Source organism: Bradyrhizobium sp. 482_C4_N1_8, from assembly GCF_052075965.1.
In the GTDB taxonomy this organism is placed as follows: domain Bacteria; phylum Pseudomonadota; class Alphaproteobacteria; order Rhizobiales; family Xanthobacteraceae; genus Bradyrhizobium; species Bradyrhizobium barranii.
The window spans coordinates 788137-808680 of sequence record NZ_CP197231.1 but is presented as its reverse complement, the minus strand read 5'-3'; the positions used below and the strand labels follow the sequence as shown (position 1 = coordinate 808680).

General features: G+C 64.1%; 18 protein-coding genes. 10 read left to right on the top strand and 8 right to left on the bottom strand.

From position 1 onward, the window contains the following. The first annotated feature begins 11 nt into the window (after positions 1-11). The 3 genes from AB7Z56_RS03795 (at position 12) to AB7Z56_RS03785 (ending at position 4478) form a co-directional block, all read left to right on the top strand. Positions 12-1745, top strand: a complete 1734-nt coding sequence (locus AB7Z56_RS03795; protein WP_283017961.1) for an ABC transporter permease — start codon at positions 12-14, stop codon at positions 1743-1745. Positions 1746-1758: 13 nt separating this feature from the next. Further along, entirely contained in the window at positions 1759-3072 is a 1314-nt protein-coding gene (locus AB7Z56_RS03790; protein WP_063986036.1) for an ABC transporter ATP-binding protein, read from the top strand. Positions 3073-3182: 110 nt separating this feature from the next. Continuing rightward, positions 3183-4478: a hemolysin family protein gene (locus tag AB7Z56_RS03785; RefSeq protein WP_063980693.1), complete on the top strand. Its 1296-nt coding sequence runs from the start codon at positions 3183-3185 to the stop codon at positions 4476-4478. A gap of 73 nt (positions 4479-4551) precedes the next feature. Here the strand turns inward: AB7Z56_RS03785 and AB7Z56_RS03780 are convergent, their stop codons facing one another. From AB7Z56_RS03780 to AB7Z56_RS03765, 4 genes are all read right to left on the bottom strand, one after another. Further along, positions 4552-4791, bottom strand: coding sequence for a PilZ domain-containing protein (locus tag AB7Z56_RS03780; RefSeq protein WP_063980692.1), 240 nt, complete (start codon positions 4789-4791; stop codon positions 4552-4554). Positions 4792-4892: 101 nt separating this feature from the next. Continuing rightward, entirely contained in the window at positions 4893-6518 is a 1626-nt protein-coding gene (locus tag AB7Z56_RS03775) for an FMN-binding glutamate synthase family protein (protein WP_063986035.1), read from the bottom strand. A 202-nt stretch (positions 6519-6720) separates the two neighbouring features. After that, entirely contained in the window at positions 6721-7632 is a 912-nt protein-coding gene (locus tag AB7Z56_RS03770) for a patatin-like phospholipase family protein (RefSeq protein WP_187387907.1), read from the bottom strand. A gap of 340 nt (positions 7633-7972) precedes the next feature. Further along, positions 7973-8746, bottom strand: a complete 774-nt coding sequence (locus tag AB7Z56_RS03765; RefSeq protein ID WP_014490313.1) for a ferredoxin--NADP reductase — start codon at positions 8744-8746, stop codon at positions 7973-7975. Between the two features lie 374 nt (positions 8747-9120). Between AB7Z56_RS03765 and AB7Z56_RS03760 the strand changes: the two genes are divergently transcribed. Next, positions 9121-9918, top strand: coding sequence for an ATP-grasp domain-containing protein (locus AB7Z56_RS03760; RefSeq protein ID WP_231143805.1), 798 nt, complete (start codon positions 9121-9123; stop codon positions 9916-9918). A gap of 188 nt (positions 9919-10106) precedes the next feature. Here the strand turns inward: AB7Z56_RS03760 and AB7Z56_RS03755 are convergent, their stop codons facing one another. Both AB7Z56_RS03755 and AB7Z56_RS03750 read right to left on the bottom strand, forming a co-directional pair. Next, a complete protein-coding gene (locus AB7Z56_RS03755; RefSeq protein ID WP_063980690.1) occupies positions 10107-11027 on the bottom strand; it encodes an amino acid ABC transporter substrate-binding protein in 921 nt (306 codons plus the stop codon). Between the two features lie 12 nt (positions 11028-11039). After that, the gene (locus AB7Z56_RS03750) at positions 11040-12335 is read right to left on the bottom strand and encodes a dicarboxylate/amino acid:cation symporter (RefSeq protein WP_063980689.1); all 1296 of its coding nucleotides are present in this window, start codon (positions 12333-12335) and stop codon (positions 11040-11042) included. Positions 12336-12545: 210 nt separating this feature from the next. Between AB7Z56_RS03750 and AB7Z56_RS03745 the strand changes: the two genes are divergently transcribed. From AB7Z56_RS03745 to AB7Z56_RS03725, 5 genes are all read left to right on the top strand, one after another. After that, positions 12546-13547, top strand: coding sequence for an NADP-dependent oxidoreductase (locus tag AB7Z56_RS03745; RefSeq protein WP_063980688.1), 1002 nt, complete (start codon positions 12546-12548; stop codon positions 13545-13547). 236 nt (positions 13548-13783) lie between these two features. Next, positions 13784-14593 carry a cysteine rich repeat-containing protein gene (locus AB7Z56_RS03740; protein WP_063980687.1) on the top strand — a complete coding sequence of 270 codons (810 nt, stop codon included), beginning with the start codon at positions 13784-13786 and terminating at the stop codon, positions 14591-14593. Between the two features lie 127 nt (positions 14594-14720). After that, positions 14721-14936 carry a hypothetical protein gene (locus AB7Z56_RS03735; protein ID WP_028148322.1) on the top strand — a complete coding sequence of 72 codons (216 nt, stop codon included), beginning with the start codon at positions 14721-14723 and terminating at the stop codon, positions 14934-14936. A 188-nt stretch (positions 14937-15124) separates the two neighbouring features. Then, complete coding sequence (locus tag AB7Z56_RS03730; RefSeq protein WP_063980686.1) at positions 15125-16264, top strand: FAD-dependent monooxygenase; 1140 nt, start codon at positions 15125-15127, stop codon at positions 16262-16264. After that, positions 16261-17874 (top strand): benzoate-CoA ligase family protein, encoded by a 1614-nt coding sequence (locus AB7Z56_RS03725; protein WP_063980685.1) that lies wholly within the window; start codon positions 16261-16263, stop codon positions 17872-17874. Before AB7Z56_RS03730 ends, AB7Z56_RS03725 begins: the two co-directional genes overlap by 4 nt. 163 nt (positions 17875-18037) lie before the next feature. Here AB7Z56_RS03725 and AB7Z56_RS03720 read toward each other — a convergent pair whose 3' ends face one another. Continuing rightward, entirely contained in the window at positions 18038-18550 is a 513-nt protein-coding gene (locus AB7Z56_RS03720; RefSeq protein WP_063980684.1) for a MarR family winged helix-turn-helix transcriptional regulator, read from the bottom strand. Further along, complete coding sequence (gene maiA / locus AB7Z56_RS03715) at positions 18540-19172, bottom strand: maleylacetoacetate isomerase (protein WP_063980683.1); 633 nt, start codon at positions 19170-19172, stop codon at positions 18540-18542. Before maiA ends, AB7Z56_RS03720 begins: the two co-directional genes overlap by 11 nt. 209 nt (positions 19173-19381) lie before the next feature. Between maiA and gtdA the strand changes: the two genes are divergently transcribed. Continuing rightward, positions 19382-20422 (top strand): gentisate 1,2-dioxygenase, encoded by a 1041-nt coding sequence (gene gtdA, locus AB7Z56_RS03710; protein WP_063980682.1) that lies wholly within the window; start codon positions 19382-19384, stop codon positions 20420-20422. The last annotated feature ends 122 nt before the right edge of the window (positions 20423-20544 follow it).

Here is a 20544-nt window from a genome sequence, read left to right as displayed (position 1 = left end):
AGGGCGGGCCTATGAAGCCGAGAGATATCCGCACGGCCGCGATCGGCCGGGCGCTACTCCCCAATGTCTGGGATGTCGCGGCGCTGATCCTCGTGATCGGCGCCATGGTCCTGATCGTCTATGGCGGCGAGCAGACCACGGCGCCGCTGTCCGAGCTCGAGCGCGCACCGGTCACGCTCGATCCGGCAAACCTTCCGCTTTATGCCTTGCGCACCGTCTTGCGGATGCTGCTCGCCATCGTCTGTTCGACGGTCTTCACCTTCATCTACGCGGCGATCGCAGCCAAGAGCCGGCGAACCGAATTGGTGATGATCCCGCTGCTGGATATTTTGCAATCCGTCCCGATCCTGGGCTTCCTCACCTTCACCGTCGTGTTCTTCATGAATTTGTTTCCGGGGCAGGTGCTCGGCGCCGAGCTCGCCTCGGTGTTCGCGATCTTCACCAGCCAGGCCTGGAACATGACGTTCAGCCTGTACCAGTCGATCCGCAACGTTCCGAAGGATCTGGAAGAGGCCACGCAAAGCTTCCATTTGTCCGGCTGGCAGCGCTTCTGGCGCCTCGACGTCCCCTTCGCGATGCCCGGCCTGATCTGGAACGCGATGATGTCGATGTCGGGCGGCTGGTTCTTCGTGGTGGCCTCGGAGGCGATCACGGTCGGCAACACCACGGTGACGCTGCCGGGCATCGGCTCCTATGTCGCGATGGCAATTCAGCAGCAGGATTTGCCGGCGATCCTCTACGCCATGCTGGCGATGCTGCTCGTGATCATCGCCTATGATCAGCTGCTGTTCCGCCCCATCGTCGCCTGGGCCGACAAATTCCGCTTCGAGCAGACCGCCTCAGGCGAGGCGCCGGCCTCCTGGATGCTCGACCTGTTCCGCCGGACTCGGGCGCTGCGTGCGCTGACCCTTCCTTTCGCGGCGCTGAACCGCGCGATCTCGAACTTGCGCATTCCGCTGCCAAAGCTGCCGCCCGCGGCACCAGGTAAAGACCAGACGTCACGCCTCGTCGATACGGTCTGGATCGCATTGATCCTCGCCGGCACGGCATATGCCGCCTGGCTGACCTATCGCTATCTCTCGGCCAGTCTCGGAATGTCCGACGTTCTCGTCGTCATCAGGGACGGGCTCATCACGTTGTTGCGCGTCGCCATCCTGATCACCCTCGCCACACTGATCTGGGTGCCGGTTGGCGTGTGGATCGGGCTTCGCCCGAAGCTCGCCGAACGAATCCAGCCGCTGGCCCAGTTTCTGGCGGCCTTCCCGGCCAATCTCGCCTTCCCCGTCTTTGTCGTCGCCATTGTCAGCTTCAAGCTCAATCCAGACATCTGGCTGAGCCCGCTGATGATCCTGGGCACGCAGTGGTACATCCTGTTCAACGTGATCGCGGGCGCGAGCGCCTTTCCGACCGATCTGCGCGAAGCCGCCGGCAGCTTCCATCTCGGGGGATGGCGATGGTGGTTCAAGGTGATACTGCCCGGCGTCTTTCCTTATTACATCACCGGCGCGATCACCGCGTCCGGCGGCTCCTGGAATGCGTCGATCGTCGCGGAGGTCGCAAGCTGGGGCGACACGCATCTGAAGGCCACCGGGCTCGGTGCCTATATTGCTTCCGCCACGGAAGCCGGTGACTTCCCGCGCGTCGTGCTCGGAATTGCCACGATGTGCATTCTGGTGACGTTGTTCAATCGTCTGGTCTGGCGGCCGCTCTATGCCTTCGGCGAGCGTCGCCTGCGGCTCGGCTGACGAGGAGACCATCATGCTCGATCAACCCTCTGCGCTCATCGACATCCGCGGTGTCTGCCGATCCTTCCCGAAAGGCAGCGGCGAACAGCTCCTGGTGCTGGACAAGGTCGACCTGACGATCCGCTCGGGCGAGATCGTCGGCCTGCTCGGCCGCTCCGGCTCCGGCAAGTCCACCTTGCTGCGGATCATCGCCGGTCTGGTCAGCCCGTCTGCGGGACAGGCGACCTGTCGCGGCGAGATCATCGTCGGGCCGCCGAACGGCGTCGCCATGGTGTTCCAGTCATTCGCGTTGTTTCCCTGGTTGACCGTGCTCCAGAACGTCGAGCTCGGGCTCGAAGCGCTGGGCGTCGATGCCACCGAGCGCCACAAGCGCGCTCTTGCTGCGATCGACCTGATCGGCCTTGACGGGTTTGAGTCCGCCTTCCCGAAGGAACTGTCGGGAGGCATGCGCCAGCGCGTCGGCTTCGCCCGCGCGCTGGTGGTGCATCCCGACCTCCTGCTGATGGACGAGCCGTTCTCGGCACTCGACGTCCTCACGGCCGAGACGCTGCGCACGGACCTGATCGACCTCTGGATCGAGGGCCGGTTGCCGATCAAATCGATCCTGATGGTGACGCACAATATCGAGGAGGCGGTCCTGATGTGCGATCGCATCCTGGTGTTCTCATCCAATCCAGGGCGTGTCGCCGCCGAGATCAAGGTCGACATGCCGCATCCGCGCAACCGGCTCGACCCCCATTTCCGGCAGCTCGTCGACAACATCTACGCGCGCATGACCCAACGCGCCGAACCGAAGGCGCCCCCCGTCGAAGGCATCCTGGGCTCCGGTGTCGGCATGACCCTGCACCACGTATCGTCCAACGTGCTGTCGGGCCTGATCGAGACGCTGGCGGGGCCGCCCTATCACGGACACGCCGACCTGCCCGTGCTCGCAAGCCAGCTCCAGCTCGAGGCCGACGAGATCCTCCACCTCGGTGAGTCCCTGCAACTGCTGCGCTTCGCCCAGCTGAGCGAAGGCGACCTGATGCTCACCGACACGGGCAAGCGTTTTGCCCATCTCGAAACCGACGCACGCAAGAAGCTGTTCGCCGAACATCTCGTCACTTACGTGCCGGTGATGGGATTGATTCGCCGCGTGCTCGACGAACGTCCCTCCCATACCGCCCCCGCGGCACGGTTCCGCAACGAGCTCGAGGACTACATGTCCGAGGACTATGCGGACGAGACGCTCAGGACCGTGGTGTCCTGGGGACGTTATGGCGAGCTGTTCGCATATGACGAGCAGTCGGAGACGTTCAGCCTCGAAAACCCGGGCGAGAGCGCTTGATCCCGCCTGCGGCAATTTGGTCGGGAACCGGACAAATTGTGCATCGAGTTCATATATAAGGGGCTTGGTCCGGCGTTCGCCGGGTCAAGTATCCCTTCTCTTTGCGCACAATGTTGTCCGTCGAAATCATCATCGTCGTCGTCCTGATCGTCATTAACGGCCTGTTATCCATGTCCGAGCTGGCGGTGGTCTCGTCCCGCCCGGCCCGGCTGTCGCTGCTCGCGGCCAAGGGGGTGCGCGGCGCCGAGCGGGCGCTGACGCTGGCGGCCGATCCCGGAAAGTTCCTCTCGACGGTGCAGATCGGCATCACGCTGGTCGGCGTGCTCTCGGGCGCGTTCTCCGGCGCGACGCTCGGACAGCGGCTGACGCAATGGCTGGTCGAGCTCGGCCTGTCCTCAGGGATTGCCGACATCGTCGGCGTCGGCATCGTCGTCACGCTCATCACCTACACCACCCTGATCGTCGGCGAGCTGGTGCCGAAGCAGGTGGCGCTGCGCGACCCCGAGAGCATCGCGGTCAAGGTCGCGCCCGCGATGCACGTTCTGGCGCGGATCTCGCTGCCGCTCGTCTTCCTGCTCGATCTCTCCGGCAAGCTGATCCTCACGCTGCTCGGCCGCGGCGGCAAGGCCGAGGAGAAGGTCTCGGAGGACGAGATCCATCACCTCGTCAGCGAAGCCGAGAACGCGGGCGTGCTGGAGTCGGGCGAAAAAGAGATGATCGCGGGCGTCATGCGGCTCGGCGACCGGCCGGTCGGCGCGATCATGACGCCGCGCACGGAGGTCAACGAGATCGATCTGAACGATGCGCCGGAGGCCATTCAAGCGATCATCGCGAAGAGCCCGCATTCGCGCTTTCCCGTCTCGGACGGCGATCGCGACAAGCCGATCGGCGTGCTCCAGGCCAAAGACCTGCTGGTCGCCTACATGAACGAGCGCACGCCGGATCTGCGAGCGCTGGTGCGCGAGGCGCCCGGCATTCCGGCATCAGCCGACGCCCGCGACGTGCTGGCGATCCTGAAAGCCGCTCCGGTTCATGTCGGCCTGGTCTACGACGAATACGGCGCCTTCGAGGGCATCGTGACGACGGCTGACATTCTGGAATCGATCGTCGGCGCCTTCCATTCCGAGGAGGGACCGCCGGAGCCGGCCTATGTCAGGCGCGATGACGGCTCGCTGCTGGTCTCCGGCTGGATGCCGGTCGACGAGTTCGGCGAGTTGCTCGGCGTCGAGCTGCCGCCGCACCGCTACAACACGGTGGCGGGCCTGGTGCTGCAACAGTTCAACGTGCTGCCCAATGTCGGCGATGCCTTCGACTTCGCCGGCTGGCATATCGAGGTGGTCGATCTCGACGGACGCAGGATCGACAAGATTCTGGCGGGCCGGTTGAGTGAGGTCGAGACGGGGTGATTGCGCACCCAACCCTCCACCCGTCGTCCCGGACAAGCGCGCCCTAAGCGCGCGCCGATCAAACGCAGACCGCTCACCCGAACCGCACGCCGATCCGCTTCTCCTTGCGCCAGACGACCGTGCAGGCGAGATGCGTTCCGTCGGCCTGGATGACCAGGGTGAAGCGCTCCGGGATACCGACCGGACTGGTGACATCGAGCGCGGCACCCGTATCGGAGAAATTGCGGATGGTGCAGTCGATCGCGCCGCCGCCGAACTCGATGGTTCCGGCTTTCAGCACGCGGTGCCTGGTTTTGTCGCGTCGCTCGTCCATGGGGCCAATTTACACCCCAAGCTGACACAGACGTTAAAACACAACCACAATCCCCGATGAATTTTCACCGCCGCAGGATCCGGCGGATCATGCGGTGGCCCCTACGGCGCCGGCTGGAACGTCTCCGCCCGCGCCATCTGCCAGGCTTCACGGAAGCGCGGATCTTCGGTGCCTTCGAGCAGCTCGCCCGGACGCAGCGACGGATAGAGCTGCGCAAAGGATCGCACCTGGGTGGTCGATGTCCGCTGGCTGAAGTGGATCGGGCGCAGCTGCTGCGGATGTTCGAGACCGGCCGCGGCGATCAGCTCGGTGAGCGAGTGCAGCGTGGCGTGGTGATAATTATGCACGCGGTCGATCTTGAGCGGCACGTAGAGCGCACGCGCACGCGTCGGGTCCTGGGTCGCAACCCCGGTCGGGCAGCGGTCGGTGTGGCAGCTCAGCGACTGGATGCAGCCGAGCGAGAACATGAAGCCGCGCGCCGAGTTGCAATAGTCGGCGCCAATCGCCATCGCCCGCGCCATGTCGAAGGCGGTCGCGATCTTGCCGGACGCGCCGATCCTGATGCGGTCGCGCGCATTGATGCCGACCAGCGCGTTGTGGACGAAATTGACGCCCTCGCGCATCGGCATGCCCAGATGGTCCATGAACTCCAGCGGCGCGGCGCCGGTGCCACCTTCATTGCCGTCGACGACGATGAAATCAGGATAGATGCCGGTCTCCAGCATCGCCTTGCAGATCGCGAGGAATTCCCAGGGGTGGCCGATGCACAGCTTGAAGCCGGCCGGCTTGCCGCCGGACAAGCGTCGCATCTCGGCGATGAACTGCATCATGCCAACCGGCGTGGAGAAGGCGCGGTGCGAGGCCGGCGAGATGCAGTCCTCGCCCATCGTGACGCCGCGGATTTTTGAGATCTCCTCCGACACCTTCGCAGCCGGCAGCACGCCGCCATGGCCGGGCTTGGCGCCCTGGCTGATCTTGAGCTCGACCATCTTGATCTGGTCCTGGCTCGCGACGCGCGCGAACGCCTCGGGATCGAACGTGCCGTCGAGATGACGGCAACCGAAATAGCCGGAGCCGATCTCCCAGATGATGTCGCCGCCCATCTCGCGATGGTAGGGGCTGAAGCCGCCCTCGCCGGTGTCATGCGCGAAGCCGCCCTTCCTGGCGCCGGCATTGAGCGCGCGCACGGCGTTCGGGCTGAGCGCGCCGAAGCTCATCGCGGAGATGTTGAACACCGATGCCGAATATGGCTTTGCGCAATCGGGGCCGCCAATGGTGACGCGAAACTTCTCCTCGGCGTGCGTCTTCGGCGAGACCGAGTGATGCATCCACTCGTAGCCCTCGCGGTAGACGTCCTCCTGGGTGCCGAACGGGCGCTTGTCGAGCTCCATCTTGGCGCGCTGATAGACCAGCGAGCGGGTATCGCGCGAGAACGGCATGCCGTCCTTCTCGCTCTCGAAGAAATACTGCCGCATCTCGGGGCGTATCTCTTCGAGCAGAAAACGGATATGCGCCGAGATCGGATAGTTGCGCAGCACCGCGTGACTCTTCTGCATGAGATCGCGGACGCCGAGCAGCGTGAGAGCGCCGAAGATCGCGATCGGGATCAGCAGGATGTCGAAGATCTTGCCATCGGCGAGGCCGATGCCAATCAACAGCGCGGTGACGACCGCGCAGATGGTCAGCACGATGAAACGCGGCGAGAACGGCAGCAGCAGGGTTTCCATCAGCCCTTCGGGCGAAGCTTGCGTCTTGTTATCGTTGGCCACGACCACATCCCTCTCGTCAGTCTGACAGGGCATGATACGCCCGCGCCACGTCCATGGTTATGACGCGGACCCCGCCTTGAGGCTACCGAATCCGGATGCCGCAAATCAATCCATCCCGCGGCGGGCTTCGCAGTGCAATAGATTCAAATGAAATGACAAATCAGTGACCATGAGGCTGCGCCTCGTGCGGAATGACGCCGTGCTGCTCGAGGCCGCCTCGCGCCAGCCAGGCATCGGTGCTCGCGACCGCACGCTCGATATGGTCGTCGGTCCGCGAAAAATCGTAGGGCGATCCCACCAGCGGACAGAGCGGCGGCACCACGACATATTCGATGTCGGACGCCACCCCCTCGAGCTCCGCCACCAATTGCCGGGCGATCAGCAGCGTCAGCGCATGCAGGGCATTGGCAACCGCGCCCACCGGCGGATCCTTCACCGCGCAGGCGTGCCCGGTCGGCAGCACGACCAGCCGTTTTGCGCCTTTCTTGATCGCGACCCGGACCGGGGTGTTTGAGGAGATCGCACCGTCGGCGAGGAACCGATTGCGGTAGTAGACCGGCGAGAACGCGCCGGGGATCGCAGTGGACGCCAGGATCGCGTCCACCGTCGCCCCCTCCGACAACACCACGCTCTCTCCGGAGACGAAATCGGTGGTGACGATGTGCACCGGAAGCGCGGCATCCTCGAGGTTGCGATAGGGGATGTGGTCCTCGACCAGCTTGCGGATGCCGTCATGGGGAATCAGGAAATCGCGCCGCCACATGAATCCGGCGAGGCTCTTCCAGGTGACCGGGAAGACATCATGACGCTTCAGGCCGCGCCAGACCGCTTCCAGCCCCAGCACGCCCTTGAGCGAGGGATCGCCGGCATAATAGGCGCCGTTGATCGCGCCGACACTGGAGCCGACCACGAGATCGGCGACGACCCCGTGGCTCGCCAGCGAATGCATCATCCCGACCTGGATCGCCCCGAAGCTGCCGCCGCCCGCCAGCACGAAGGCGGTCGGTTTCGGCGAACCATGGTCGATCACAGACAAGATTTGCGCAGCTCCCCAGCTCTCGCATTGCAACATCGCGGCGAGATTTTGGCGCGAGCTTATAACAAGGGGCGCGCGAGACGCGCCAATAACAAAGTCGGGGGAGGAGGGTGAGGGACGTGGATGGCCTAGCGAGTGTGAGGCGAGATGCCAGCCAAACTCTCAACTGTCGTCCCCGCGCACGCGGGGACCCATAACCACAGGGAGAGGTTATGGAGCGAGCTGATAGCCACTAGCCGTCGCCAAACCACGTCCTGTGGTTATGGGTCCCGGGCTCGCGCTTACGCCTTCGCTCTTCGAGCTACGGCGGACAAGTCGCGCGCCCCGGGACGACACCGATGTTGTGGCTAAAGGCGTCGCTCAGAAAACGAGCGGCTTACCGCTCGACGAACGCCTTCTCGATCACGAAATGGCCGGGCTTGTTGCCGCTTCCCTCGATGAAATCGCGGCCTTCGAACATCACCTTCAGCTCTTCCAGCATCGCCGGGCTGCCGCACATCATGATGCGGTCGGTTTCGATGTCGAGCGGGCCCTGTCCGATATCGTTGAAGATCTGCTCGGAGTTGATGAGGTCGGTGATGCGGCCGCGGTTCTTGAACGGCTCGCGGGTCACGGTCGGATAGTAGATCAGCTTGTCCGCCAGCAGCTCCCCGAACAGCTCGTCCTCGCGCAAGGAAGCAACCAGCTTCTCGCCATAGGCAAGCTCGGAGACCTGGCGGCAGCCATGCACCAGCACGATGCTGTCGAACTGGTCGTAGACCTCGGGGTCCTTGATCAGGCTGGCGAAGGGCGCGAGACCGGTGCCGGTCGAGAGCAGCATCAGCCGCTTGCCGGGAATGAGGTTGTCGGTGATCAGCGTGCCGGTCGCCTTGCGGCCGACCAGGATGGTGTCGCCTTCCTTGATCTTCTGCAGGCGCGAGGTCAGCGGACCGTCCTGAACCTTGATCGAGAAGAACTCGAGCTCTTCCTCGTGGTTGGCGCTCGCCATGCTGTAGGCGCGCAGCAGCGGACGGCCATCGACCTCGAGGCCGATCATGGCGAACTGGCCGTTCTGGAAGCGAAAGCCGGTGTCGCGCGTGGCGCGGAAGCTGAACAGCGTGTCGGTCCAGTGCTGGACGGAAAGAACCTTCTCTCGGTAAAACGCGCTCATGATTTTCGATATTCCGAATAATTGCGGTTTTAGGGCAAAAGCATTGCCCGGCCCCTGAAAGCGGGGCGGACACCATTGCCATGGCGGAGGATTTCGCGTGTGTGATCTACGCCATTGAGGCCAATAATCAACCTCGTTCCGGATGCAATTGATGCCGCTCAAACCGGCATTTGCGGCGGAAATGGCCACATCATTAATGAATCTGCTGCCGGGCATGCGCGGCGGGCAATTTCTTTTCCCTTCAGGGCCTGATTGCAGCACTTAATTTCCGTCGCGCTCGCGAGAATTTCATTAAGAATAGCTCTGACTTTCACCCCGGTTTGGCGCCGTTTCCCGCATTTTTGCGGCTTTTGGCGACAGGAACGACTGAACACATGGCAAGCGGCGAGCGGATCTTCGTCCAGGCGATCAGGCGCTATTGCGCGACCCATGGCATCGCGCTCGATGTCCGCGCCGGCGGCTGGCTGCTCGCGATGCGCAGCCGCGCGAAGCGCCACTTCGCGTTCGGCTACGACATCGGTCTCAACAGCGCCATCGCGCACCGTCTCGCCAACGACAAATCGGCCACTGCCGAGGTGCTGGCGCTTGAGGGCGTACGATGCGTTCCCCATCGCCTCTTCCTCAACCCAAAGCTGGGCAAGAACGTTGTTGGTCCCAATTGGCGAGACGCAATGCTCGAGCTGCTTCACGACCATCCGCAAGGCGTGGTGGTGAAGCCGAACGAGGGAACATCGGGGCGCGCGGTGTTCAAGGTGACGACAGAGGCGGAACTCGACCACGCGGCCGCCGAGGTCTTTTCGATGAGCGCCGGACTCGTGATCTCGCCCTATGTCGCGATCGAGCAAGAGGTGCGCGTGATCCTGCTCGATGATGTGCCACTCGTCGTCTACAGCAAGCAGCGTGGGTCGGATTGGCGACACAACCTCGATGCCGGCGCAAAGCCGGTGCTGCTGGAGGACGACAAGGTTCGAACGGCCTGCGTGAAGCTCGCGACCGATGCCGCGAGCGCCATCGACATCGCCTTCGCATCGATTGACGTGGTCCGTGTCGATGGCGAGTGGCGGGTGCTGGAAATCAATTCCGGCGTGATGATGGAAGCGCTGGCGAAGCTGCATCCGGAGCTGGTGCAGGCGACGTACGATGCGGCGCTGGATCGGGTGTTTGGGGCATAACGTTGATCGAACTCTTGCGACAAAGTGCGCTGCGTCCCCTCTCCCCTTGTGGGAGAGGGTGGCTCGCCGCGTAGCGGCGAGACGGGTGAGGGGTCTCTCTCCTCAACGTAGATTTAACGTGCGGATAGAGCCCCCTCATCCGGCGCTTCGCGCCACCTTCTCCCACAAGGGGAGAAGGAAGTAAGCGCTCAATTATTCGCGCTCGCGGAATCGTCCATCGCCTTGAAGGCTTCCTCCAGCTGCAGGGAGATCGGCACGTTCAGGCGTTCGCCGGTGGGCAGCCGCGCGGTGAACCATTTGTTGTAGAGAGGAACGAGATCGCGATTGGAGCCGAGCTTGCGGAAGGTGCGGTCGACCACCGCCGTCAGCTGAGGCTCACCCTTCCTGAACATGATGCCGTAGGGGTCATAGGACAGGTAATCGCCGGTGACGCGGAACTTGTCCTGCGCCTTATGGCGAGCGATCAGGCCGGAGAGCAGGATGTCGTCGGTTGCAAACGCGTCGGCCTTGCCGTCGACGAGCATCTGGTAGGACTGCTCGTGATCCGGCGAGGTGACGATGTTGAGGCCGAGCGAGGACTTCTTGTCGGCCGCCTGGATCGCCTGCTCGTTGGTGGTGCCCTTCGTCACCACCACGGTCTTGCCCTTCAGGTCGGTCAACGACTGGACCTTTGATGCCTTCGGCACCATCAGCTTGGTGCCGGCGACGAACATCAAAGGCGAGAACGCGACGCGCTTGCCCCGCTCGGCATTGGCCGTGGTCGAACCGCATTCCAGGTCGATCTTGTTCTGGAGCACGGCGTCGATGCGGTCGTCCGAGGTGACCTTGACGTAGTCGATCTTCAGATCGGGATCGTCGACCTCGACGCCGATCTCCTCGACGATGGCCTCGCAGAGTTCGAGGCTGTAGCCGATCGGGCGGCCTGACTGGTCGAGGAAGGAGAACGGCGGCGAGCTCTCGCGATAGCCGAGCCGCACGGTGTGCCTGTTCTTGATGGCCGACAGCGTCGGGCTAAGCCCTTCGCTGCCGCCGGTCTGGGCGGAGGCGCCGGTTGCCAGCAGGCACGCCGCCAGCAACAGGCCACCCGATATCGCCGTTGAAAGGCGCATGATGCACTCCCGTCAATGGCCGGCCATCGCGGGCAGTTCGCCCGGAACCATGTCCGGCGTCGTCGCTTCGCCGGGTCCGAGCTCGTGCTCGGGCCCGAGCTCACCTTCCCACTTCGCGACCACGGCGGTCGCGAGCGAATTGCCGATGACATTGGTGGCGCTGCGTCCCATGTCGAGGAACGTGTCAATGCCCATGATCATCAGCAGGCCTGCCTCGGGGATGCCGAACTGCGACAGCGTCGAGGCGATCACCACGAGGGATGCGCGCGGTACGCCGGCAACGCCCTTGGAGGTGATCATCAACGTCGCGAGCATCGCCAGCTGCGTCGCGAGCGACATCTCGATGTGGTAGGTCTGCGCGATGAAGATGCTCGCGAAGGTGCAGTACATCATCGTGCCGTCGAGATTGAAGGAGTAACCGAGCGGCAGCACGAAGCTCGAGATCCGCGACGACGCGCCGAACTTGGTCAGCCCCTCCAGCGTCTTCGGATAGGCCGCTTCCGAGCTCGCGGTGGAGAACGCGATCATCAGGGGTTCGCGGATCAGCTTCAGCAGATGGCTGTATCGCGGCCCGATCACCACAAAGCCGACGATCATCAGGATGACCCACAGGATCCCAAGCGCGAGATAGAAGCCACCCATGAAGACGATGAGCTTCCACAGCACGCCGAGGCCGTTCTTGGCGACAGTGGCCGTGATGGCGGCCCATACCGCGAGCGGGGCGAACAGCATCACATAGCTCGTCACCTTGAGCATGATGTGAGCGACGTCGTCGATCATTGCCAGGATCGGCTTCGACCGTTCGGGCATCGAGCCCATCGCCACCGAGAAGAACACGGCGAAGATCACGATCTGCAGGATCTCGTTCTGCGCCATGGCGTCGGCGATCGAGGTCGGGATCAGATGGGTCAGGAATTTTTCGATCGAGAAGGCCGAGACCGGCAAGCCGGTCGATTGCCCCGCCTGCGGCAGCGTGCCGGGGAAGTTCGCGCCGGGCTGGAGCAGATTGACCATGACGAGGCCGAGCAGCAGCGACACGAAGGACGCGCTGACGAACCAGCCCATGGTCTTGGCGAAGATGCGCCCGAGCCGCGAGCCGCTGCCCATATGCGCGATGCCACCGACCAGCGTCGCAAACACCAGCGGCGCGATGATCATCTTGATCAGGCGCAGGAACATCATGGCGATCAGGTTGATGGAGGAAGCCCATTCGGCTCTGGTGTCAGGCAGGAAGTTGAAGATCGCCGCCCCCATGACGATGCCCAGCACCATCGCGGCCAGAATGTATTGCGTAAACTTGTTCGACATCGCTTACCCCCACCTACACCGGCGCTTCATGATGTCGCAGATATGACGACGACGCAACACGCTTGGCGTGCTCGCGCGATGGCCTGATGTTCCCGTTGCGAAACGGGTCGGCGCGATCTAGCCTTCATGCAGCGCACAACGAATGCGGCTTGCACGTTTTCTTTGCGGCGGCTGCATCCATAATCGTCAAGCAAACGAAGAGGAAACGCCATGAGCAGCAGCATCAATCGCCAGATTCTTCTGGTCGAAAAGCCCAGCGGCAAGCTCGGTGCCGAGCACTTCAAGATGGTCGAGGGTGCGATGCCGGAGCCGAAGGACGGCGAGGCCTTGCTGCAGGTGCGTTACATCTCGCTCGACGCCGCCAACCGCGCCTGGATGCATGGCGCGACCTATCGTTCCGCGGTCGAGGCCAACAGCGTGATGGCCGGCGGCGGCATCGCTGAGGTCGTCAGCTCGAAGGCGCCGGGGCTGGCTGCCGGCGACATCGTGTTCGGCGACACCGGCTGGCAGGAGTTTGCCGCGGTGCCGGCAAAGCATCTCACGAAAATGCCGAAGCTCGAACCGATGACGCATCTGCTCAGCGTGTTCGGCATCGCCGGCCTCACCGCCTATTTCGGCCTGCTGGAGATCGGCAAGCCCAAAGAGGGCGAGACCGTCGTGGTGTCCGCGGCGGCCGGCTCCGTCGGCTCGATCGTCGGGCAGATCGCCAAGATCAGGGGATGTCGCGTGGTCGGCATCGCCGGCGGCGCAGACAAGTGCAACTGGCTGACCTCCGAGCTCGGCTTCGATGCCGCCGTCGACTACAAGGACGGCGCGGTGTTCAAGGCCCTGCGCGCGGCGGCGCCAAAAGGCATCGACGTCTATTTCGACAATGTCGGCGGCGACATTCTGGAAGCCTGCCTGCCGCAGATGAACAATTACGGCCGCATCGCCTGCTGCGGCGCGATCTCGCAATATGACGGCGCACCTGCCGCGCACGGCCCGCGCGGCGTGCCCGGCCTGATCGTGGTGAAGCGGCTCGTCATGCAGGGCTTCATCGTGATGGACTACATGAAGGAGAGCCAGCGCGCGCTCGCCGACCTCCAGGGCTGGGTCGCATCCGGCAAGCTGAAGGTGCAGGAGGACATCATCGACGGATTGGAGAATACGCCGAAGGCGCTGATCGGATTGCTGGCGGGAGAGAACCGCGGCAAGCGCATGGTCAAGCTCTGACGCCGTATTGTTTGAGCATGATCTCCGCGCCAACGCGTTCCGCGTTTGTCGCGAGGGAAAGCCGCGGCACACTTTTCCGGATCATGCTCTGGTTACGTCGCAATTGCGCCCGTATAATCTACTTGCGGTAGAGGCCGAGGCAGCCAATGATGCTGCACGCGGCATCACCCGCAATGATTGCTTGCATTACATTTAAAAATCGTCGGCGTGACCGACAGGGCAGGGAATTTACCCAAATGTTCAACACGTTGAAACACGCGTCAACGCGTCGCGCGCTGCTGGCGGCAACGCTCTTCGCAACTGCAACAGGCGCATTCGCGCAAGCGCCGACCGAGGCTCAGAAGAGCGCCATCCGTTCCGCATGCCGCTCGGACTTCATGGCACACTGCGCGAGCGTCACGCCCGGTGGCGCGGAGGCGTATCAATGTCTCCAGAAGAACATGTCCAGCCTGTCATCGGGATGCCAGACCGCGGTTCGCGCGGTCGAGCCCGCTGCGGCGCCGAAGACTGAAGCTGCGCCCGCCAAATCTGAACCGGCAAAGACCGAAGCGGCCCCCGCCGCCGGGGCGAAGCCCGCCGCCGCAGCCGCTCCGAAAGCGGCAGCGTCAAAGCAGCCGAGCAGCACGCAGATTGCCGCGGTCAAGAGCGCGTGCCGCGCCGATTATCCCAAGGTGTGCGCCAGCGTGCCGCCGGGCGGCGCCCCCGCCCTCGAATGCCTCGAGAAGAACAAGGCCAAGGTTTCGCCGGCCTGTGAGAAGGCGGTGAGCGCCGCAACCGGTGGCGGCAGCGCTGCTGCGACAGCAGCACCTGCGGGCGCAGCTCCTGCGGCAGCAGCACCGGCGGCGGCGCCGGCCGTGATCGTTCTGCGCCCGCTACGGCCGCGCGAAGAACTGTTCATCGTGCGCTCGGCCTGCGGTGCCGACATCCGCACGCTCTGCGCCGGCGTCGCGCCGGGCGGGGGCCGCATCGTGCAATGCATCTCCAGCAATGCCGCATCACTGTCGCCCGCCTGCAAGGAAGTGCTGGCGCCATTCGCGGCGCGATAAGCGGCGCGGGATTGCGCGCCAAGCGCGCGACCACGATCGGGCGCGCGCGAATGAATTTTCGCGCGCCGGCCGCGACAAACCCTTTGCAAGTAACCGATTTCGATCACGACAAGACCGGGAGAAAGACATGCGTTCATTTCTGCTTATTGCTGCCGCGCTCCTCGCCTTCGGCGCGAGCATGACCTTTGAGTCTACCGATGCCAACGCGGTGGTGTGCGCCCGGGGCGTCTACCGCGCCGGCTGTGCCGGGCCGAATGCGGCCGTCGTGGTGCGCAAGCCGGTTCCCGCGGTCCGCTGTACCAGGGTGCTGGTGAACGGCGTCTACGTGAAGCGCTGCGTCTGACCCCGGATGGCCAAGCCCGCGCGGTTTGGTTATGGTTCGCAACGTCACTGCTTCGGACACGCGCCAGACGCGTGTCCGGGAGTAAGCTTCGGCGCGCCTCGCCTTCGATAATTCCGCTGGCGTGGAAAGCCGGAGCACATTAGTCTACCCCTAGATAGTAAGTATACTGTCAATTAGGGAGGCAGACGTTGCGGATCGCCGTGATTGGCGGGGGGCCCGGTGGGCTCTATTTCGCCTATCTCTGGAAGAAGCGTCATCCCGAGGATCAAGTCGACCTGTTCGAACAGAACCCGGCCGACGCGACCTGGGGCTTTGGCGTCGTGTTCTCCGATCAGGCCCTGGAATTCCTGCGCGCCGACGACCCCGAAACGGTCGATGCGATCGCGCCGCATATGGAGAGCTGGGAGAACATCACGCTGAACCTTCACGGCGACAGCGTCGCCATCGACGGCGTCGGCTTCTCCTCGATCGGCAGGCTGGAGCTCCTGCAGTTCCTCCAGCAGCGCGCGCTCGACGCCGGCGTCACGCCGCGCTTCGACACGCAGATCCACGCCATCGACCAGCTCAACGGCCACGACCTGATCGTCGCGGCCGACGGGCTGAATTCGCTGGTGCGGCGCGCCTATGAGGGCGATTTCGGCACGTCGCTGTCCTACTCCTCCAACAAGTTCGTCTGGTACGGGACCTCGAAACGCTTCGACACGCTGTCGCAGACCTTCGTGAAGACGGACCGCGGCGCCTTCAATGCCCATCACTATCGCTACTCCCCGACCATGAGCACCTTCCTGGTCGAATGCGACCACGCGACATGGCAGGCCTATGGCTTCGCCTACAAGGATGCCGAGCAGTGCAAGGGCGTCTGCGAGGAGGTCTTTGCCGACACGCTGGGCGGCCACTGCCTGGTCTCCAACAAGTCGGTCTGGCGCAACTTTCCCTGGGTCTGGAACGAGCACTGGTCGTTCAAGAACATGGTGCTGCTCGGCGACGCCCTGCACTCGGCGCATTTCTCCATCGGCTCGGGGACGCGGCTCGCGATCGAGGACGCCATTGCGCTGGTCAAGGCGCTGGAGTCGGATGCGCATCTGTCGACCGCGCTGCACCGTTATCAGGCCGCGCGAAAACCGGTGGTGCAGAAGCTCGTCAATGCCGCGCGCACCTCGGCCTTCTGGTACGAGCACTTCGCCCAGCACATGCAGCTCGGCCTGATGGACTTCGCCTACAGCTACATCACCCGCTCCGGCCGTATCGACGACCCCCGGCTGCGCGCGATGTCGCCCGCCTTCATGACGCGCTACGAGGCCGAGAAGAACGGCGGAGATGCCGCATGAGCAGCGAGATCCGCGACCAGGTGCCCGCTGACGGCCCGGGCGCCCGTGAAATCGGCTTTGCCATTCCGCAAACCTACAATGCCAGCCGCGTGCTGTTCGACCAGCTCGCCAAGGGCCGCGGCGACAAGCCTGCGCTGATCGGACCCGCGGGGACCCGCAGCTATTCCGAGCTTTGCGCGGAAACTTGCCGCTGGGGCAACGGTTTCGCGTCGCTTGGCCTGAAGCGCGGCGACCGCGTGCTGCTGTTCCTCGACGATACCCCGGCCTATCCGGCCGCATTCTTCGGCGCGGTGCGCGCCGGCTTCGTGCCGCTCCTGATCAACACGCTGACGCCGCCGGACCTGCTGCAATTCTATCTCGCCGATTCCGGCGCCGCGGTCGCGGTGGCGGATGCCGAATTCGCGACGCGCTTCGATGCGGAGGCCTGCGCGGCGACCTGCCTGCGCACGCTGATCGTCGTCAACGGCGAAGCGCGCGCCCACGCCGCGCCTGCTGCGATCGCGGCGCCAGGCTGGCTCGCGCAGTTCCCGGCCGAGCTCGCGGAAGCGGACACCCATCGCGACGAGATGGCGTTCTGGATGTACTCCTCCGGCTCGACCGGCCGGCCCAAGGGCATCGTGCATCTCCAGCACGACATGGCCTACAGCGATGCCGCCTTTGCGCAGAACGTGCTGAAGCTGACGCCCGGCGACATCTGCTTCTCGGTGCCGAAGATCTTCTTCGCCTACGGTTTCGGCAACTCCGTCACCTTCCCGTTCTCCGCGGGTGCCGCGACGCTGCTGCTGCCGGGCCAGCCGAAGCCTGCATCGATCTTTGCCGCGATCGAGCAATACAAGCCGACGGTCTTCTTCGGCCTGCCGACGCTGTACACCTCACTGACCAAGGCGGAGGGGGCAGACAAGACCAACTTCTCGTCGCTGCGCATGTCGCTTTCGGCGGCCGAGGTCCTGTCTGCGGACGTCTTCAACGGCTGGAAGACGCTCACCGGCCTCGAAATCGTCGAAGGCCTCGGCTCGACCGAGGTGCTGCACATCTACCTCTCCAACCGCCCCGAACAGAAGAAGCTCGGCGCCGCCGGCCTGCGCGTGCCAGGCTACGAGGTCGCACTGCGCGACAAGGACGGCCGCGACGTCGCCGACGACGAGGAAGGCATCTTGTGGGTGCGCGGCGGTTCCAACACGCCGCTGTACTGGAACCGGCCGGACAAATCCGCCGAGACCATCCGCGAGGGCGGCTGGATCTACACCGGCGACCGTTTCGTGCGCGATGCCGACGGCTTCCACTTCTTCCGCGGCCGTGCCGACGACCTCATCAAGATCTCAGGCCAGTGGGTCTACCCGCTCGAAGTCGAGCTGTGCCTCGCCGACCACCCCGACATCCGCGAATGCGCCGTGTTCGCCGCCGAGCTGCCGGACCGGCGCATGACGCTGAAGGCGGTCGTGGTGATGAACAACCGCGCGACCGATCAGAATGAGGCGACGCGGCGGCTGCAGGATTACGTCAAGGGCAAGCTGCTTCCCTACAAGTATCCGCGCGAGGTGATCTTCATCGACGAGCTGCCGAAGACGGGGACTGGGAAGATTGACCGGCAGGCGTTGTTGCGGATGTAGCAATCCCAAACTCGCTGTCATCGCCCGCGAAAGCGGGCGATCCAGTATTCCGAGGCGGTTGTGATTGAACCGAGAAGCCGCGGCGTACTGGATTCCCCGCTTTCGCGGGGAATGACAGCGGAGATAAAGGCGACAGCGTCACCGCATCCGCCGACCATCCCGCTCACCCCGCCTTCCCCATATGCTCCAGCGCGTCCTCCGCGCGCAGCGGCACGCGCGAGGCCTCGTTGTTGAGGTCGACGAGCTGCACCAAAAGCCCCATCAGCGCCTTGCGGTCGGCGGGTTTCAGCGGCTCCAGCATCCGCGCCTGGGCGCGCTCGACGGCGGGGATGATCTCGCGCAGGATCGCGGCGCCCGATTTCGTCAGATAGAGCAGCTTGATCCGCTTGTCTTCGGGTGCCGGCTTGCGTTCGATAAAATCCTTGGCCTGCAGCCGCTCGATCACGCTGCCGAGGGTGGAGCGGTCGAAGGCGATCACCGCCGACAGCCGTGTCGCGTCGATGCCGGGGTGGGTGTGAATCGCGATCAGCGCCGCATATTGCACCGGCGTGAGATCGAACGCCTTGCACTCCTCCATGAAGATCGAGACTGCGATCTGCTGCATGCGCCGGAACAGATAGCCCGGCGCGGCATAGACCGCGTCGATCGTGATCGGAGGGGCGGGCTTACTCGGCATCGGGCTGCTTCTCCGGCGCGGCGTTTGCGAAGGCCGGCAGCGCCTTTGCCGCAGCCTCCGCCTTCAGCAGCCGCGGATAGGTCGACACATCGACGCCGAAGCGGCGGGCATTGGCGAGCTGCGGCACCAGGCAGAGATCGGCGAGCGTCGGCGCATCGCCGAAGCAGAACGGCCCCGGCTCGTCCCTGATCAGCGTCTCGCAGGCCGACAGCCCCTCGCGGTTGACCCACGCCGCCCAGTCCTGGACCTTCTCCTCGGCGAGCCCAAGCTCGCGCAGCCGCGCCAGCACCTTCAAATTCTGCACCGGGTGGGTGTCGCAGGCGATCGCCAGCGCGAACGCCCTCACCTTCGCGCGCCGCAGCGGATCCTTCGGCAGCAGCGGCGGATTGGGATGCGTCTCGTCGAGCCATTCGATGATGGCGACCGATTGGGTCAGCACCGCTCCCGCATCGTTCTCCAGCGTCGGCACCAGCCCTTGCGGATTGATGGCGAGATAGGCGGGCGCACATTGCTCGCCCTTGCGAAGATGATGCGGCAGGTGCTGGGCGCCGAGGCCCTTGAGGTTCAGCGCGATCCGCACCCGATAGGCGGCGCTGGAGCGGAAATAGCCGTGCAGCTTCATCGGAACCCTCCCTATATTTTGTTCGTCATTCCGGGGCGACGCGTTAGCGTCGAGCCCGGAATCCATAACCACGATCGGGAGTATGGATTCAGGCCTCGCGCCTTTCGGCGCGCCCCGGAATGACAGCGGCTTTGTAGGCCGTTCGTCACGTTGACGCTACCTAGATCGTCAGTATACTGTCAATCAACAAAACGAACGGGAGCCGCACCATGGAAGCCGTGACCAAGACGCCGGAACGCGAGGCCTTCTACAAGAAGATTGACGGCGAAAACCTCACCGCGTTGTGGACGGTGATGAGCGATTTGATCACGCCGGAGCCGAGGAGCGCCTGCCGGCCGCATCTGTGGAAATTCGACGTCATCCGCGACTACATGACGGAAGCAGGCCGACTGATCACGGCCAAGGAAGCCGAGCGGCGCGTGCTGGTGCTGGAGAACCCCGGCCTGCGCGGCCAGTCGAAAATCACGACCTCGCTCTATGCCGGCGTGCAGATGGTGGTGCCCGGCGACGTCGCGCCCGCACACCGCCACAGCCAGTCGGCGCTGCGCTTCGTGCTCGAAGGCAAGGGCGCTCACACCGCGGTCGACGGCGAGCGCACCGCGATGGAGCCCGGCGATTTCATCATCACGCCGTCGATGACCTGGCACGATCATTCCAACGAGACCGACCAGCCGATGTTCTGGCTCGACGGCCTCGACATCCCGCTGGTGCAGTTCTTCGACTGCTCCTTTGCGGAAGGTTCCAAGGACGACCAGCAGAGGATCACAAAGCCCGCCGGCGACAGCTTTGCGCGCTACGGCCACAATCTGCTACCGGTCGACGTGAAGCGATCGTCCAAGACCTCTCCGATCTTCAGCTATCCCTATGCCTACACCCGCGAGGCGCTGGAGAAGGCACGCGCGAGCCAGGAGTGGGACGCCTGCCACGGATTGAAGCTGAAATTCAGCAATCCCGAGACCGGCGATTTCGCAATGCCGACCATCGGCACCTTCATCCAGTTGCTGCCGAAGGGTTTCAAGACCGCACGCTACCGCGCGACCGATGCGACGGTGTTCTGTCCGATCGAGGGCAAAGGACGCAGCCGGATTGGCGATGCCGTTTTCGAATGGGGCCCGCGCGATCTGTTCGTGGTGCCGAGCTGGCAGTGGGTGACGCACGAAGCCGAAGACGACGCCGTGCTGTTCAGCTTCTCGGATCGCCCGGTGCAGCAGAAGCTGGATCTGTTTCGGGAAGATCGCGGGAATGCGTGAGCCGCCGGTTTCGTAGGGTGGGCAAAGGCGCCCTTGCGCCGTGCCCACCACACTTCAGCGACTGATGAAGAGATGGTGGGTACGCTTACGCTTTGCCCACCCTGCAGTCGCGCGGGTTGCGG